Source organism: Corynebacterium sp. ACRQJ (assembly GCF_022346045.1).
In the GTDB taxonomy this organism is placed as follows: Bacteria; Actinomycetota; Actinomycetes; order Mycobacteriales; family Mycobacteriaceae; genus Corynebacterium; species Corynebacterium evansiae.
Window position 1 is genome coordinate 56,575 of record NZ_JAKRMT010000009.1, and the last position, 13,120, is coordinate 69,694.

A 13,120-nucleotide genomic window follows, 5' to 3' on the forward strand; every position below is an offset into this window, starting at 1 on the left:
TCTTTACTGTGCAACGTTGGCGGCGACCAGCTCGCGCGCCCAGGTAGGCGTTTTGGTCTGCGCGCCAACCTGCACTAAACTCCCAAGGGTTGTGTGCACAGTGCCCGGCCTGCCCGGGCGCATGCATTTCTGCGGGTCCCAACCGGCCGCCGCAGAAGCACTCACGTACTTCACGTTTAAGTGTTCATCTGGCTGGCAGTTCCAAGATCAAGACTTTAAGGAGTCCCCTGTGACTACTTTCCACCCGAAGAGCGGTGACATCACCCGTAAGTGGTACGTCATCGACGCCACCGACGTGGTGCTGGGTCGTCTTGCTGTTACCGCAGCTGACCTGCTGCGCGGCAAGAAGAAGCCCTACTTCGCACCAAACGTTGACTGCGGCGACAACGTCATCATCATCAATGCGGACAAGGTCCACATTTCCTCCAACAAGCGCGAGCGTGAGATGCGCTACCGTCACTCCGGCTACCCGGGTGGTCTGAAGACCATGTCCCTGGGTCGTTCCTTGGAGCTGCACCCGGAGCGCGTCATCGAGGAGGCAGTCAAGGGCATGATGCCGCACAACAAGCTGTCCCGCGCGTCCATCAAGAAGCTTCGCGTCTTCGCTGGCCCGGAGCACACTTTCGAGGCCCAGAAGCCTGAGACCTACGAGATCAAGCAGGTGGCACAGTAATGACTGAGTACAACGAGAACGTAACCGACGAGCAGAACGCTGCTGTCGAGGAGAACTTCGAGGGCGAGTACACCGCTACCGACGCAGTGAACGAAGAGTTCGTTGCCACCATCGGTGACTCCATCGCTTCCGAGGACGAGGCTGAGCAGGTTGAGGCTGAGCCGGTCGTCTTCGAGGGCACCATCCAGACCGTTGGCCGCCGCAAGGAGGCCGTCGTCCGCGTCCGCATGGTTCCGGGCTCCGGCGAGTTCCTGTGCAACGGCCGTTCCCTGGAGGACTACTTCCCGAACAAGCTGCACCAGCAGCTGATCAAGGCTCCGCTGGTCCTGCTGGACCGCGAGAACCAGTTCGACATCCAGGCCAACCTGAATGGTGGCGGCCCCTCCGGCCAGGCTGGTGCTTTCCGCCTGGCTATCGCCCGCGCACTGAACAAGTACAACCCGGCAGAGCGCACCGACCTGAAGCGCGCTGGCTTCCTGACCCGCGACGCTCGCGCCGTGGAGCGCAAGAAGGCCGGCCTGCACAAGGCACGTCGCGCACCGCAGTACTCCAAGCGCTAAATCGCTCCATCTTTTTGGTGGCGACGCCCCCACGCCCCAACCGATCAACTTTTCGGTTGGGACGTGGGGGTTTCCCTTTTGTCTAGCTTTCGGATGAATTGCCTTTACACGGGAGTGGCACCCACCCGACCTGCGGGGTGGCCGGGTAAGATCTCGCCCTATGGGTAAATTGTTCGGAACTGATGGTGTGCGCGGCCTGGCGAACAGGAAGCTGACCGCGCCGCTGGCGATGAAGCTGGGTGCCGCCGCCGCGCGCGTGTTGGTATCCAAGGAGGAAGTGGGTGGCCGCCGCCCGACCGCTGTGGTGGGCCGCGATCCGCGCGTATCGGGGGAGATGTTGACGGCCGCTCTGTCGGCGGGCATGGCCTCGCAGGGTGTGGACGTGTTGGATGTTGGTGTGATCCCGACGCCTGCCGTAGCCTTCCTCACCGACGACTTCGGCGCCGACATGGGCGTGATGATCTCCGCCTCCCACAACCCCATGCCGGACAATGGCATTAAGTTCTTCGCCGCGGGCGGCCGCAAGCTGCAGGACGACGTGGAGGACGAGATCGAAGCCACCATGCTGGAGCTGCCCGAGACGGGCCCAACCGGCGCGGCGATCGGCCGCATCCTGGATGAGTCCAACGACGCCCTGGAGCGCTACCTGGCTCATGTCGGCACGGCGATTAACCACCCGCTGGATGGCATCCGCGTGGTGGTGGACTGTGCCAACGGCGCGGCCTCTACCGCCGCCCCGGAGGCCTACCGCCAGGCCGGCGCGGACGTTGTGGCGATCCACAGCCGCCCGAATAGTTTCAATATCAACGATGGGGTGGGATCCACTCACATCGAAGTTCTGCAGAAGGCCGTGCTGGAGCACCAGGCGGACCTGGGCCTGGCTCACGACGGTGATGCGGATCGTTGCCTGGCCGTGGATTCCGAGGGCAATGTCGTAGACGGCGATCAGATCATGGCGATCCTGGCCGTGGCGATGAAGGAAAACGGGGAGCTGAAGCAGAACACCCTGGTTGCCACCGTCATGTCCAACCTCGGCATGAAGCTGGCCATGCGCGCCAACGGCATCAAGGTGCTGGAGACGCAGGTGGGCGATCGTTACGTGCTGGCTGAGCTGCTGGCCTCTGATCTTTCGCTGGGCGGCGAGCAGTCCGGCCACGTCATCATCTCCGAGCACGCTACCACCGGCGACGGCACCCTGACGGGGCTGACGTTGATGGCGCGCATGGCGCAGACCGGCAAGCCGCTGTCCGAACTGGCCAGCGTTATGACGGTTCTGCCGCAGACGCTGATCAATGTGCCGGTGGCGGATAAATCCGTGATCGCCGACGACGAGCGCGTGGTCGAGGCCATCGCCAAGGCGGAGGAGGATCTGGGCGACGCTGGCCGCGTGCTACTGCGCCCTTCCGGCACCGAGGAGCTGTTCCGCGTGATGGTGGAGGCCGCCGATCCGGGCACGGCCCGTCGCATCGCGGGGAAGCTCGCAGCCGTGGTGGCGGAGGTTTAGGCGCACACTCTCACGACAGCCCCAAGACCCCCGGAAATTCCGGCGAACCTTTTTAACATCCGCGCAGTCTAACTGTGCGGATGTTTTGTTGTGCAGCGCGAAGCGCTTGTGTGAGGCGCTTGTGCGGGACATTAGTGCTGAGCGCTGCAGGGGAGTTCGAAGGGGGATGAGACCGTGGGAGAGTTGCATTTAGATCCGGTGCCCGCCGCCGATCGGGTGGCGGAGTTGCGCGATGCGCAGCTGAGCTGGGCGAATCATTTGGATGGCAACCGGCCGAGCGTGCCGGTGGCCGCGTTCGGCACGGGGCTGCAGGCTAAGGCACAGCAGTTTCTGGATCTGGTTGATCAGGGGCATAACGTGCGGGTGAATTACGCCCGCCGGCTCGCCCAGGCAGGTGAAGACCTGACGGGGCTGGTGGATCGCGTGGGGCAGGCCGAGCAGGAAAACTCCGCCAGCCTGAACGCAGGGGGTGGCTGGGCATGACGGGCTCTCTGGACCTCCGGCTGAACGCTGCGCTCGCTGTGATGGCCGGCTTTGGCGCTGACGTGGAGGGGGCGAAGGCTGCGGCGTCATTTACCAACGGCATGAACCCAGAGACGATCCTTACGTCGCTTGGGCCGGCGAGCAACCAGAAACAACAGGCGCCGGAGCTGGCCGCCGCGGCGAGCGTGAAAGATAGCCTGAAGGGCACGGGTGAAGCGCAGCCGGGGACCGCGACGGAGAAGGCGGGGAAGGAGCAGCTGAACCACGAACACTGCGTGCAGGATCGTTGTGTGGCGGTGCGGGATACCGCTGAGATCATGGGCACGACCTCGGAGAACTCGGTGAGTCTGATCGAGGATATTGCCGAGAAGTTGGAGCTTTTCGGCATGGCGGCGGTCGGCCTGATCAGCGGTGGAAAGCCGTTGCTCGATCTGCTGGCGAAGTTGGCGGGGAAGCTCTCGGAGGACATTCTGCGCAGCCGCAACAATTGTCTGGATACCACCATGGATCAGCTGATCCGCGATGCGAAGCCCGCCGCCGAGCCCGGCAGTTCGGACAAGACGGTCTGTCAGGATCCCAAGCCCGCCGAGACCAAGTGCCCGGAGCCTGTGAAGTCCCCTGAGGGTGATTACCCAGCGCCGAAGAAGGTAGTGACGCCTCCTCAGGCGGCCGAGCAGCCGTGTGAGACGGGGCCTGCACAGCACCCCGCGCCACAGGCGGCGGCTCAGGTGGTTGCGCAGACGGCTATGGCTCAGGCGCCGCAGCCGGCGCCCGCGCCTGCACCTGTGCCAGCCCCAGAGCCTGCGCCAGCACCGGCGCCTATGCCCGCGCAGTCCTTGGTGCCGCCGCCTGCGCCACCAGCTCCGCCGGCCCCTCTGGCGCCTCCGTTGGCGGGCTCACTGCAGATCAACGTCGAGGGCGCGGTGAGGCTGTGGGAGCAGATCGTGCACTGTGCGACGGAGGCGCTGGCTCCACCGGCGGATCACTGTCCAGCTTCTGCCCCGGAGCCGGCACCGGAACCAACGCTAGAGCCACCAACGCCAGAGCCTGAGCCGTGCCCGGAGTCGAAGCCGGAGCCGTGTCCGGAACCGGAACCTAAGCCCGAGCTGGCGGAGCACTGTGAAAAGTCAGAGCAGGAGGTGGAGCAGAAGCCGGTCGGAAACCCGCAGCCAGAGCCGAAGCCAGAGCCGGAACCGGAGCCCAAACCTGAACCACCTCAGCAGTGCGAGGAGCCGAAGCCCGAACCGAAACTGGAGCCCGAGCCCGAGCCCGAGCCCAAGCCGGAACCACCGCAGCAATGCGAAGAACCGAAACCGGAGCACAAAGCACCAACACCACCGTCAAGCGATACGAAGGGCGAACCGATCACGCCCGCGGCACCCAGCCAGGAACCAGCACCGGCACCAAACGCTGAAAATCATCCAAAGCCTCAACCGGCGCCCTCCAAGCAGTGGACTCCGGACGTGTGGGTATCGGCAGCGGGAGCTGCATCCATTGAAATGACAGGCGCCTCTGTGGAATTGGCTGCTGCGGGGGCTGCGGCAGTGGGCGTCAATATCGAAAGGAGCGGTGAGTGGTGACCGGCAGGGAAGAACTTACGGCGCGCTACCAGCGCATCGTCGACGACTACATGGCAGAGGTCGAAGAATCGGTGCGGGAGTTCGAAGAGACACTCAAGGAATGCACGCGCCAACTTGAGGAGGCCAAGAAGGCTCAGGGGGACAGAGCAAATAAGACGGTCGGAAGCGCGAACGTGAACGCGACCGCGAGCACTGGCGCCCGCGGAGTGCGCGGACGGATCTTCGACTAACAGGCCTAGCTTGAAGAGCTAGATTAAAGAGGTCGAACTCTTAGAAGCTGAGCCCTAGAAGATCTCCGCCAGGCGCTCGTCCAGATCCACGTTCTCCGGCAGGTTCTTGTACAGCTCGTGCTGGGTGGCGGTGCGGGTCTTCTTCAGCTCGGCGTGGCTATCGCGGAAGGAGGCGTACTTCTTCTCATCCTCGGCCAGAACGAAGCCAGTCATCAGGCCGCGAGCCAGCTCTTGCTGGCTGAACTGAGGCAGGCCGGCGCCCAGAGCAAAGTTGCGGCCATACTTCTCGTGGAAGCCACTGGAGGAAGCACCCAGCAGCTCACGGTAGACAACGTCCCCGCCCCAGTGGGCGGCCATGCGCTTGGCGTTACCCATCGGGGTCTCGCCCAAACGGCCAGCCTCCAGCACCAGACCCGGAGCCTTCACATACTTCGCGGCCTCCGTCGCATCCGGGGAAGTATCCGCCGGGTACACGGCCATCACACCATTGATGGTGGGCTCAGTATCGTAGCCCTTCAGCTCGCTACGGTGGCGGCGGCCCGTCGCAGCCAGCACGGCAGCCGAAGCCCCCATGCCGTGGCCAGCCAGGTAAAGCTCGTTCGGCTGCACTGTGACGTTGCCGTTGCCCAGGCGCACACCAGCCAGGATCTGCAGCGCGGTCTCCAAGTCAGCGGCAAAACCCCGGTGGTTCGGGGAGAGGCCCTTCTCCGTATCCGGCGCCGCCACTGCGAACCCCCAGCTGGCCAGGTGGCGCAGCGTCGCGTGGTACGCATCCACGCCGACACGCCAGTCGTGCCCGAAAGCGATGCCGGGGATGCCGTTGCCTTCCGCCGGGGTGTAAACGCGCCCCGGAATACCAGCGAAGTTCAGGTCACCGACCATCACGCGGTGCGGGCCACGCTTGCCCAAACGAGTAATCAGGTTCTTCATCTTATCTGCCACAGCCCCACAGCTTACCGAAACGGACAAGCCATTGTGTATCGTCAGAGGCATGTGTGCAATTGTTGGCTACGTAGGTGACTCCGAGGCCCTCCAAATCGGGTTGGATGCGCTGGAGCGAATGGAATACCGCGGATACGATTCCGCAGGCATCGCAGTTGTCGAGCAGGGCTCCCTGCACCTCGAAAAAAAGGAAGGCAAACTGCAAAACCTCATCGATCGCATCGATGAGGTCGGTCGCGATTCCTTCCGTGGCTCTACCTGTATCGGCCACACCCGCTGGGCGACCCACGGGCGCCCGAACGACGTAAACGCACACCCGCACCGTTCCTTCGACGGCAAGGTAGCCATCGTCCACAACGGCATCATCGAGAACTTCTCCACCCTGCGCGCGGAGATCGAGGCCGCCGGCATCGAGCTGGAATCCGAGACCGACTCCGAGGTTGCAGCACACCTGCTGGCGCTCGCCTACAACGAAGGCGAGACCGCGGGCGACTTCCAGGCCTCCGCACTGAAGGTTCTTTCCCGCCTGGACGGCGCGTTCACCGTTCTGTTCGTCCACGACGACCACCCGGGCACCATCGTCGCGGGTCGCCGCTCCACCCCGCTGATCGTCGGCGTAGGCGAGGGCGAGATGTTCCTTGGCTCCGACGTGGCGGCCTTCATCGACCGCACCAAGAACGCCGTGGAGCTGGGCCAGGACAACGCAGTGGTCATCACCGCCGACTCCTATGACATCTACGACTTCTACGGCAACCCGGTGGAAGGCAAACCCTTCACTATCGACTGGGATCTGGACGCCGCGCAGAAGGACGGCTTTGATTCCTTCATGATGAAGGAAATCCACGAGCAGCCCGCCGCGGTCCGCGACACCCTAGCCGGCCACTTCGACGGCCGCCATATCGTGCTGGACGAGCAGCGCCTGTCCGACGAGGACCTGCGCGGAGTGGAAAAGGTCTTCGTCGTCGCCTGCGGTTCGGCCTACCACTCCGGCCTGCTGGCCAAGTACGCCATCGAGCACTGGGTCCGCCTGCCCGTAGAGATCGAGGTCGCCAGCGAGTTCCGCTACCGCGACCCGGTGCTGGACCAGCGCACCCTCGTCGTGGCCGTGTCCCAGTCCGGCGAGACCGCCGACACGCTGGAGGCCGTGCGCCACGCGAAGATGCAGGGCGCCCGCGTGCTGGCCGTCTGCAACACCAACGGTTCGCAGATCCCGCGCGAGTCCGATGCCGTGCTGTACACCCACGCCGGCCCCGAGATCGGCGTGGCTTCCACGAAGGCTTTCCTGGCGCAGGTCGCCGCCAACTACCTGGTGGGCCTGGCCCTGGCTCAGGCTCGTGGCACCAAGTACGCCGATGAGATCGCGGAGATCTATTACGCCCTGGAGGCGCTGCCGGAGAAGATCGAGAAGACACTCGGCCTGCGTGACCAGATCCTGCAGCTGGCCGAGGAGCTTGGCCCGGTGAAGACCATGCTGTTCCTGGGCCGCCACGTGGGCTTCCCAGTCGCCCTCGAGGGCGCGCTGAAGCTGAAGGAGTTGGCCTACATTCACGCGGAGGGCTTCGCCGCTGGCGAGCTCAAGCACGGCCCGATTGCTCTGATCGAGGATGACCTGCCCGTCGTCGTTGTCGTACCTAGCCCGAACGGCCGCCCGGTGCTGCACTCCAAGATCGTGTCCAATATCCAGGAGATCCGCGCCCGCGGTGCGAAGACCATCGTTATTGCGGAAGAGGGCGATGAGGCCGTGCGCCCGTACGCCAACTGGCTGCTGGAGATTCCGGGTACCACGTCGCTGATGCAGCCGCTGCTGTCCACGGTGCCGCTGCAGTTCCTGGCCGCCGACATCGCGCGCCAGTGCGGCAACCAGGACATCGACAAGCCGCGCAACCTGGCCAAGTCCGTCACCGTCGAATAGTTCGGGGTTTTTCTTAGTGACGCCCCCTGCCGTGCCCCTTTCCTGGAATCCCAGGAAGGGTGGCTAAGGTTATGAACATGTCGGATCGTCACCTTGCGGAACTAGTCGTTGACCTGGATGCCATCGCGCATAATGTGCGCGTGTTCCGGGAGGCCGCGGCCCCCGCCGGGGTGCTGGCCGTGGTGAAGGCCGATGCGTACAACCACGGGGTGGACGTGGTGGCGCCCGCAATGCTGGATGCGGGAGTGGAACAGCTGGGCGTGGCCACGTTGGGGGAGGCCCTGCACCTGCGCGAGATTCTGCAGGGACTGGGGGAGCGCTACGCTTCCGCGCCGATCACTGCCTGGATGTGGACACCCGATGAGGGCCTGGCGGAGGTATTCGCCGCGGACATTAACGTTGGCGTGCCCTCGCTGGCGCATGCGCGTTCCTTGGTGGAGCAGGCCGAAAAGGCGCAACAGGCCGAGAAGGCGCAGGCCAGCGCTCCCGTGCGGGTGACGCTCATGGTGGATACCGGCCTTTCCCGCTCCGGGGTAAGCCCCGCCGAGTGGCCGGAAACGGTCGAGCTGCTGGCATCCAATACTGAGCTGGTGGAGGTTAGCGGCGTGATGACCCACATGGCCAGCGCCGACGACCCCAAGGCGGCAGCGAACGACCTGCAGGCCTCCCGCTTCGCGGAAGCGATCGAGTTCTGCCGCTCCCGTGGGCTGCCGGTGCCCCGCAATCACATTGCAAACACACCGGCTACGCTGCACCGCCCTGATCTCGCCTATGAGCTGGTGCGACCGGGCGTCGGACTATATGGCATCGACCCAATCGGCGTGGGCGTTGAACTAAAGGCGGCGATGACACTGCGCGCCCGCGTCACCACAACCCGGGTGGTGCCGAAGGGCGAGGGCGTGAGCTACAGCCACACCTGGCGGGCGCAGCGCGATACCCGCACCGCCGTGGTGGCGCTCGGCTACGCCGACGGGCTGCCGCGAAGCGTATCCGGAAAGATGCAGGTGACGATCAACGGGAAAACATATCCGCAGATCGGGCGAGTATGCATGGATCAGATCGTCGTGGAGCTGGGGCCGGCCGATGGTGCTGAAGGATCTACCAACGGCGCCGCAGACGTGAAACCGGGTGACTGGGCGGTGATCTTCGGCGAGGGTGGCAACAGTGCAGACGAGTTCGCGGAGCTGGCGGGCACGATTAGCTACGAAGTGCTGACGATGCCGCGGGGGCCGAGGGTCAAGAAGGTATTTAAGGGTGGCCGCCCGGATTTCTCCGCCGACGGTTCCTGCGCGGCCGCGACCGCCGACGACATGCGGGCTCTCGGCGAGCAGCTGGGCAAGCAGCTGGATGCCGGGACCGTTGTGGTGCTTTCCGGTCCGCTGGGTGCGGGCAAGACGACCCTGACCCAGGGGCTGGCCGCTGGTCTGGGAGTGAAGGGGCGCGTGCAGTCGCCGACGTTCACCATCGTGCGGACTCACCGCGCCGGGCAGCGCGGGGTGGGGCTGTTGCACATGGACGCCTACCGCCTGCTGGGCGCGGACGTGGAGGAGGGCATCGAGCCGGGGCGCCACATTGACCGCAACGAGGTGCTAGACGCCCTGGAGAGCTTGGACATAGACGCGGATATCGACGACGTGGTCGTGGTTGCCGAATGGGGTCGCGGAGTGGTGGAGCCCCTAAGCGATAAAGTGCTTGACGTGCAGATCGACCGGAGTAGCGTGGGCAGCCCCGCCGACCTGGCCGATTCGGAAGCCCCTGCTGCGGACGCGGACTCGCGCACCGTCACATGGCGCTGGGTCTAGCTCGACTGGGAGCGACTGGACACTTCCTGGCAAATTCTCAGGAAAAACTGGGGAACCTCTCGGACGGGGTTGCTTTGAGGAGCTTGGCCGTGCAATGATAGTTGACGAATCACCGTGAGGGGTGTTTCACAAGACGCTGGCATTTACGGGCCTGATCAACCCGCCAGTCGTATACCGTCCCTGAGAGGTTTACTGCGAGAGCCTCTCGGGGACTTCTTGTTTTCACCACCGCTCCCATCCGCCATAGAATAAATCCTATGATTTACGCCTTGGCCGTCGATACCTCTACCAATTATGTCACCTGCGGAATCGTCCAGATTTCCGCGAATGGTCAGGTTAGCGTGCTCGCCGAGCGCCTGGTGGATAACGTTCGCGGCCACATGGAGCTGCTCACCCCGAACATCCAGGCGTGCCTCGCCGAGGCGGAGCTTTCCCCTCGAGACCTGCACGCGGTCGTCGCCGGCACCGGCCCGGGGCCGTTTACTGGGCTGCGGGTTGGTATGGCTACCGCTGCTGCTTTTGGTGACGCCCTCTCGATCCCAGTCCACGGCATTCCCAGCGCGGCCGCCACGGCGTGGGAGAATGCAACCTCCCAGGTCGGGTCTAAAGCCTTCGGCGATTATTTGATTGTCTCCGACGCCCGCCGCCGCGAGTTCTACCACTCGCGTATGAGTTTCTTTCCCGGGCTGGCAGGGCGGCTGTGCTCTGAAGTGCAGGTTCCGGCTTCCGTTCACGCGCCAGATGTGGCGCGGGAGATCCAGAGTGAGTTCGACCGTTGGCCGCTGCGGGTGCTCAGCGCTTCTGCGGTAGCAGAACAGGCGGAAGAGCTTTTTGGCTCCCAGGAGGGCTGCCAGATCGAAAGCGTGGATGCCCACCCAACGCCTCGTGGGCTGGTACTCGCTGCGCTAGAGTCTCTCGGTTCGGTTCCGGGGTTGCTCGCCGACGCGCCCGCGCTGCGTGCGCTTTACCTGCGCCGCCCAGATGCAAAGGAGCCGAAGGCGAAGGCAGTTTCGAAGGCGCTGGACTTTTCCCGCGTGCACGAGCTGGGCGCCCAGGTCTCTGCGGCAGGCGCCGATAGCGATGTTGTGGAGGAAGGTCCGCATGCAGGCTCCCAGTCCGCCCGCGTGCGCCTGCTCACTCCCGCCGATGCGCCCGCCTGCGCGGAGATCGAGCAGATCCTCTTCCCCGAGGATTCCCCCTGGTCAGCGGAAGCCTTCGCCAGCGAGATCGCCGCGCCGCACACCCATTGCCTCGCCCTGGAGGCCGCTCCCGAGGCAGCTGCGGACTCTGCCGATGGCCCCGGCGAACCCCAGTTGATCGGCTACGCCATCCTCGCCGTCGGCGGCCCGGCTAACGACCCGGAGGCGGAGATCCACACCATCGGCATCCTTCCCGAGTGGCAGGGGAAGAGCCTATCCAAGCTTCTCATGGACCCGCTGGTCACCGTCGCCGACCGCCTGCGCGCCCCCATCTTCCTCGAGGTTCGCACCGACAACCGCCCCGCCGTGGGGCTGTACGAGCGCTACGGCTTCGCCATCGAAGGCACCCGCCGCGCCTACTACCAACCCTCGGGTGCCGATGCCTTCACCATGGTGCGCCCCGGTTTTGTTTCTGACGCCACCCCGGCCCCAGATACCGAGACTTCAAACCGGCCTACCTACATCATGGGCATCGAAAGCTCCTGTGACGAGACCGGCGTGGGCATCGTCGCCAGCACGGCAACCACTGTCGAAGGTGCGACAGGCGGCGATGACGCAGCTCAGCTGGAGATCGTGGCGAACAAGGTGGCCTCCTCCATGGAGCAGCACGCCCGCTTCGGAGGAGTGGTTCCGGAGATCGCCTCCCGGGCCCACCTGGAGGCCATGCAGCCGACGATGCGCGCCGCCCTGGCAGAAGCGCGCGAGAATGTCTCCGATTTCCGCATTCCAGACGTTGTGGCCGCCACCGTTGGACCCGGCCTGGCCGGAGCCCTACTGGTCGGCGCTGCTGCCGCGAAGGCTTACGCCCTGGCGTGGGAGGTGCCCTTCTATGGCGTGAACCACCTGGGTGGGCACGTGGCCGTTGGGACCCTCGACGAGGGGACTGGCAAGGGGGCGGCGGGAGGCGCCACCGAGGAGGCTGGCGCCGACGGTGACCTCAGCAATGCCATCGCGCTGCTGGTCAGCGGCGGACACACACAGATTTTGCACGTCACCGGCGTGGGCGCCCCGATGGAAGAGCTCGGTAGCACCCTGGACGATGCTGCGGGCGAGGCCTACGACAAGGTCGCGCGCTTGCTGGGCCTGGGCTATCCCGGCGGTCCGGTGATCGACCGGCTGGCTGCGCAGGGGAACCCGCAGGCCATCGCTTTCCCGCGCGGCATGATGCGCCAGCAGGACTCGCGCTACGACTTCTCCTTCTCCGGGCTGAAGACCGCCGTCGCTCGTTATGTGGAAATGGCGGAAAAAGAGGGTGCGAGCCTGCCCATTGAAGACGTGTGTGCTTCCTTCCAAGAGGCAGTGGTGGACGTGCTCGTCACCAAGGCGCTGCGCGCCTGCGAAGATAAGGGCGCCCGCGTGATGCTGCTTGGCGGAGGTGTTTCCGCGAACAGGCGCCTGCGTGAGGTGGCTGCCGAAAGGTGCGGAGATGTGGGCGTCGAACTAAAAATCCCGCAGGCAAAGCTCTGCACCGACAACGGCGTGATGATGGCGGCACTCGCCGCGCGCCTCGTTGCGGCGGGGGAGGAGCCGAGTGGTTTATCGACGCCTACCGACCCGTCGCTGGACGTGGAAGAGCCTGTCCTGCGCAATCGCTAATTTGCTGGCAAGATGTTCTGTGACTGTCTAAAAACTCACAACTTTTTCATCACACAACAAGCTAGGAGCTCAATATGCCACGCAGCATGCTGGTAACGCCGGACCTGCAGACGAAGGAAATGGACATTGATCTGTCGGAGGCCGCCGACGTTCTGGGCGGTAGCGAGCAGGATCGCCTGCACGTGGTTTTCGTGGAGAGTGGCCTGACCGTCGCCGCGATTTACTCCTCCGACGCACGTAAGGCGGAGAACCCGGAGCCGAACCCGCTGGCTTCCATGGGGCGCAAGGAGCAGGAGACCGGCGACTCCAGCTTCATCTCTGACCCGGCTCGCGCGATCCTCGGCCCCGTGCTGTTCGTCGGCGACGAGGGAGCAGGGCTGACTGACGAGGACATCGAGTCGATCCACAATGGCATCCGCGCAGTTGAGAACTACAAGGAAGACAACGCCAAGGATTACGAGCTGTGGTACAATGCGGTGGTTAACCTGACCAAGGGGGTCTAGCTCCGGGGATCTAGCACCGGGGTTGGTTGAGCGTTAGCACTTGCGAGGGTAGAGTGCCAGATAGGTTGTTTGACTCACAGTTGTTCACCCGCGACGACGGCTGTATCTGGAAAACCAACCGGCACAACAGTTCACA

11 protein-coding genes are annotated in these 13,120 nt (G+C 64.5%); 10 read left to right on the top strand and 1 reads right to left on the bottom strand.

The window, feature by feature from the left end; genetic code table 11:
* Positions 1–229: 229 nt before the first annotated feature.
* The 6 genes from rplM to MHX52_RS06475 all read left to right on the top strand — a co-directional run bounded on the left by rplM (position 230) and on the right by MHX52_RS06475 (position 5,030).
* Positions 230–673 carry a 50S ribosomal protein L13 gene (rplM, locus tag MHX52_RS06450; protein ID WP_034984948.1) on the top strand — a complete coding sequence of 148 codons (444 nt, stop codon included), beginning with the start codon at positions 230–232 and terminating at the stop codon, positions 671–673.
* Positions 673–1,233 (top strand): 30S ribosomal protein S9, encoded by a 561-nt coding sequence (rpsI, locus tag MHX52_RS06455; RefSeq protein WP_005291842.1) that lies wholly within the window; start codon positions 673–675, stop codon positions 1,231–1,233. The genes rplM and rpsI overlap by 1 nt, the downstream gene beginning before the upstream one ends.
* Before the next feature lie 160 nt (positions 1,234–1,393).
* Positions 1,394–2,737 carry a phosphoglucosamine mutase gene (gene glmM, locus MHX52_RS06460; protein ID WP_035003055.1) on the top strand — a complete coding sequence of 448 codons (1,344 nt, stop codon included), beginning with the start codon at positions 1,394–1,396 and terminating at the stop codon, positions 2,735–2,737.
* A 174-nt stretch (positions 2,738–2,911) separates the two neighbouring features.
* Positions 2,912–3,220 carry a hypothetical protein gene (locus MHX52_RS06465; protein WP_239317212.1) on the top strand — a complete coding sequence of 103 codons (309 nt, stop codon included), beginning with the start codon at positions 2,912–2,914 and terminating at the stop codon, positions 3,218–3,220.
* On the top strand, positions 3,217–4,800 hold the full coding sequence (locus MHX52_RS06470) for a hypothetical protein (protein WP_239317213.1): 1,584 nt from the start codon (positions 3,217–3,219) through the stop codon (positions 4,798–4,800). Before MHX52_RS06465 ends, MHX52_RS06470 begins: the two co-directional genes overlap by 4 nt.
* Complete coding sequence (locus tag MHX52_RS06475; protein ID WP_239317215.1) at positions 4,797–5,030, top strand: hypothetical protein; 234 nt, start codon at positions 4,797–4,799, stop codon at positions 5,028–5,030. Before MHX52_RS06470 ends, MHX52_RS06475 begins: the two co-directional genes overlap by 4 nt.
* A gap of 54 nt (positions 5,031–5,084) precedes the next feature.
* Here MHX52_RS06475 and MHX52_RS06480 read toward each other — a convergent pair whose 3' ends face one another.
* Positions 5,085–5,960, bottom strand: a complete 876-nt coding sequence (locus MHX52_RS06480; protein ID WP_035003060.1) for a dienelactone hydrolase family protein — start codon at positions 5,958–5,960, stop codon at positions 5,085–5,087.
* A 61-nt stretch (positions 5,961–6,021) separates the two neighbouring features.
* Between MHX52_RS06480 and glmS the strand changes: the two genes are divergently transcribed.
* The 4 genes from glmS (at position 6,022) to MHX52_RS06500 (ending at position 12,984) form a co-directional block, all read left to right on the top strand.
* The gene (gene glmS, locus MHX52_RS06485) at positions 6,022–7,884 is read left to right on the top strand and encodes a glutamine--fructose-6-phosphate transaminase (isomerizing) (RefSeq protein ID WP_239317217.1); all 1,863 of its coding nucleotides are present in this window, start codon (positions 6,022–6,024) and stop codon (positions 7,882–7,884) included.
* Between the two features lie 77 nt (positions 7,885–7,961).
* Positions 7,962–9,686, top strand: coding sequence for an alanine racemase (gene alr, locus MHX52_RS06490; RefSeq protein ID WP_237746217.1), 1,725 nt, complete (start codon positions 7,962–7,964; stop codon positions 9,684–9,686).
* 257 nt (positions 9,687–9,943) lie between these two features.
* Positions 9,944–12,481 (top strand): tRNA (adenosine(37)-N6)-threonylcarbamoyltransferase complex transferase subunit TsaD, encoded by a 2,538-nt coding sequence (tsaD, locus tag MHX52_RS06495; RefSeq protein ID WP_239317219.1) that lies wholly within the window; start codon positions 9,944–9,946, stop codon positions 12,479–12,481.
* A 74-nt stretch (positions 12,482–12,555) separates the two neighbouring features.
* Positions 12,556–12,984: a hypothetical protein gene (locus tag MHX52_RS06500; RefSeq protein ID WP_035003066.1), complete on the top strand. Its 429-nt coding sequence runs from the start codon at positions 12,556–12,558 to the stop codon at positions 12,982–12,984.
* The last annotated feature ends 136 nt before the right edge of the window (positions 12,985–13,120 follow it).

Excerpts from the sequence above, each read along its gene's own strand:
- rpsI (WP_005291842.1), top strand. The coding sequence starts at position 673 with ATGACTGAGTACAACGAGAACGTAACCGACGAGCAGAACGCTGCTGTC.
- glmM (WP_035003055.1), top strand. The coding sequence starts at position 1,394 with ATGGGTAAATTGTTCGGAACTGATGGTGTGCGCGGCCTGGCGAACAGG.
- MHX52_RS06470 (WP_239317213.1), top strand. The coding sequence starts at position 3,217 with ATGACGGGCTCTCTGGACCTCCGGCTGAACGCTGCGCTCGCTGTGATG.
- MHX52_RS06480 (WP_035003060.1), bottom strand. The coding sequence starts at position 5,960 with ATGAAGAACCTGATTACTCGTTTGGGCAAGCGTGGCCCGCACCGCGTG.
- glmS (WP_239317217.1), top strand. The coding sequence starts at position 6,022 with ATGTGTGCAATTGTTGGCTACGTAGGTGACTCCGAGGCCCTCCAAATC.
- alr (WP_237746217.1), top strand. The coding sequence starts at position 7,962 with ATGTCGGATCGTCACCTTGCGGAACTAGTCGTTGACCTGGATGCCATC.
- tsaD (WP_239317219.1), top strand. The coding sequence starts at position 9,944 with ATGATTTACGCCTTGGCCGTCGATACCTCTACCAATTATGTCACCTGC.
- MHX52_RS06500 (WP_035003066.1), top strand. The coding sequence starts at position 12,556 with ATGCCACGCAGCATGCTGGTAACGCCGGACCTGCAGACGAAGGAAATG.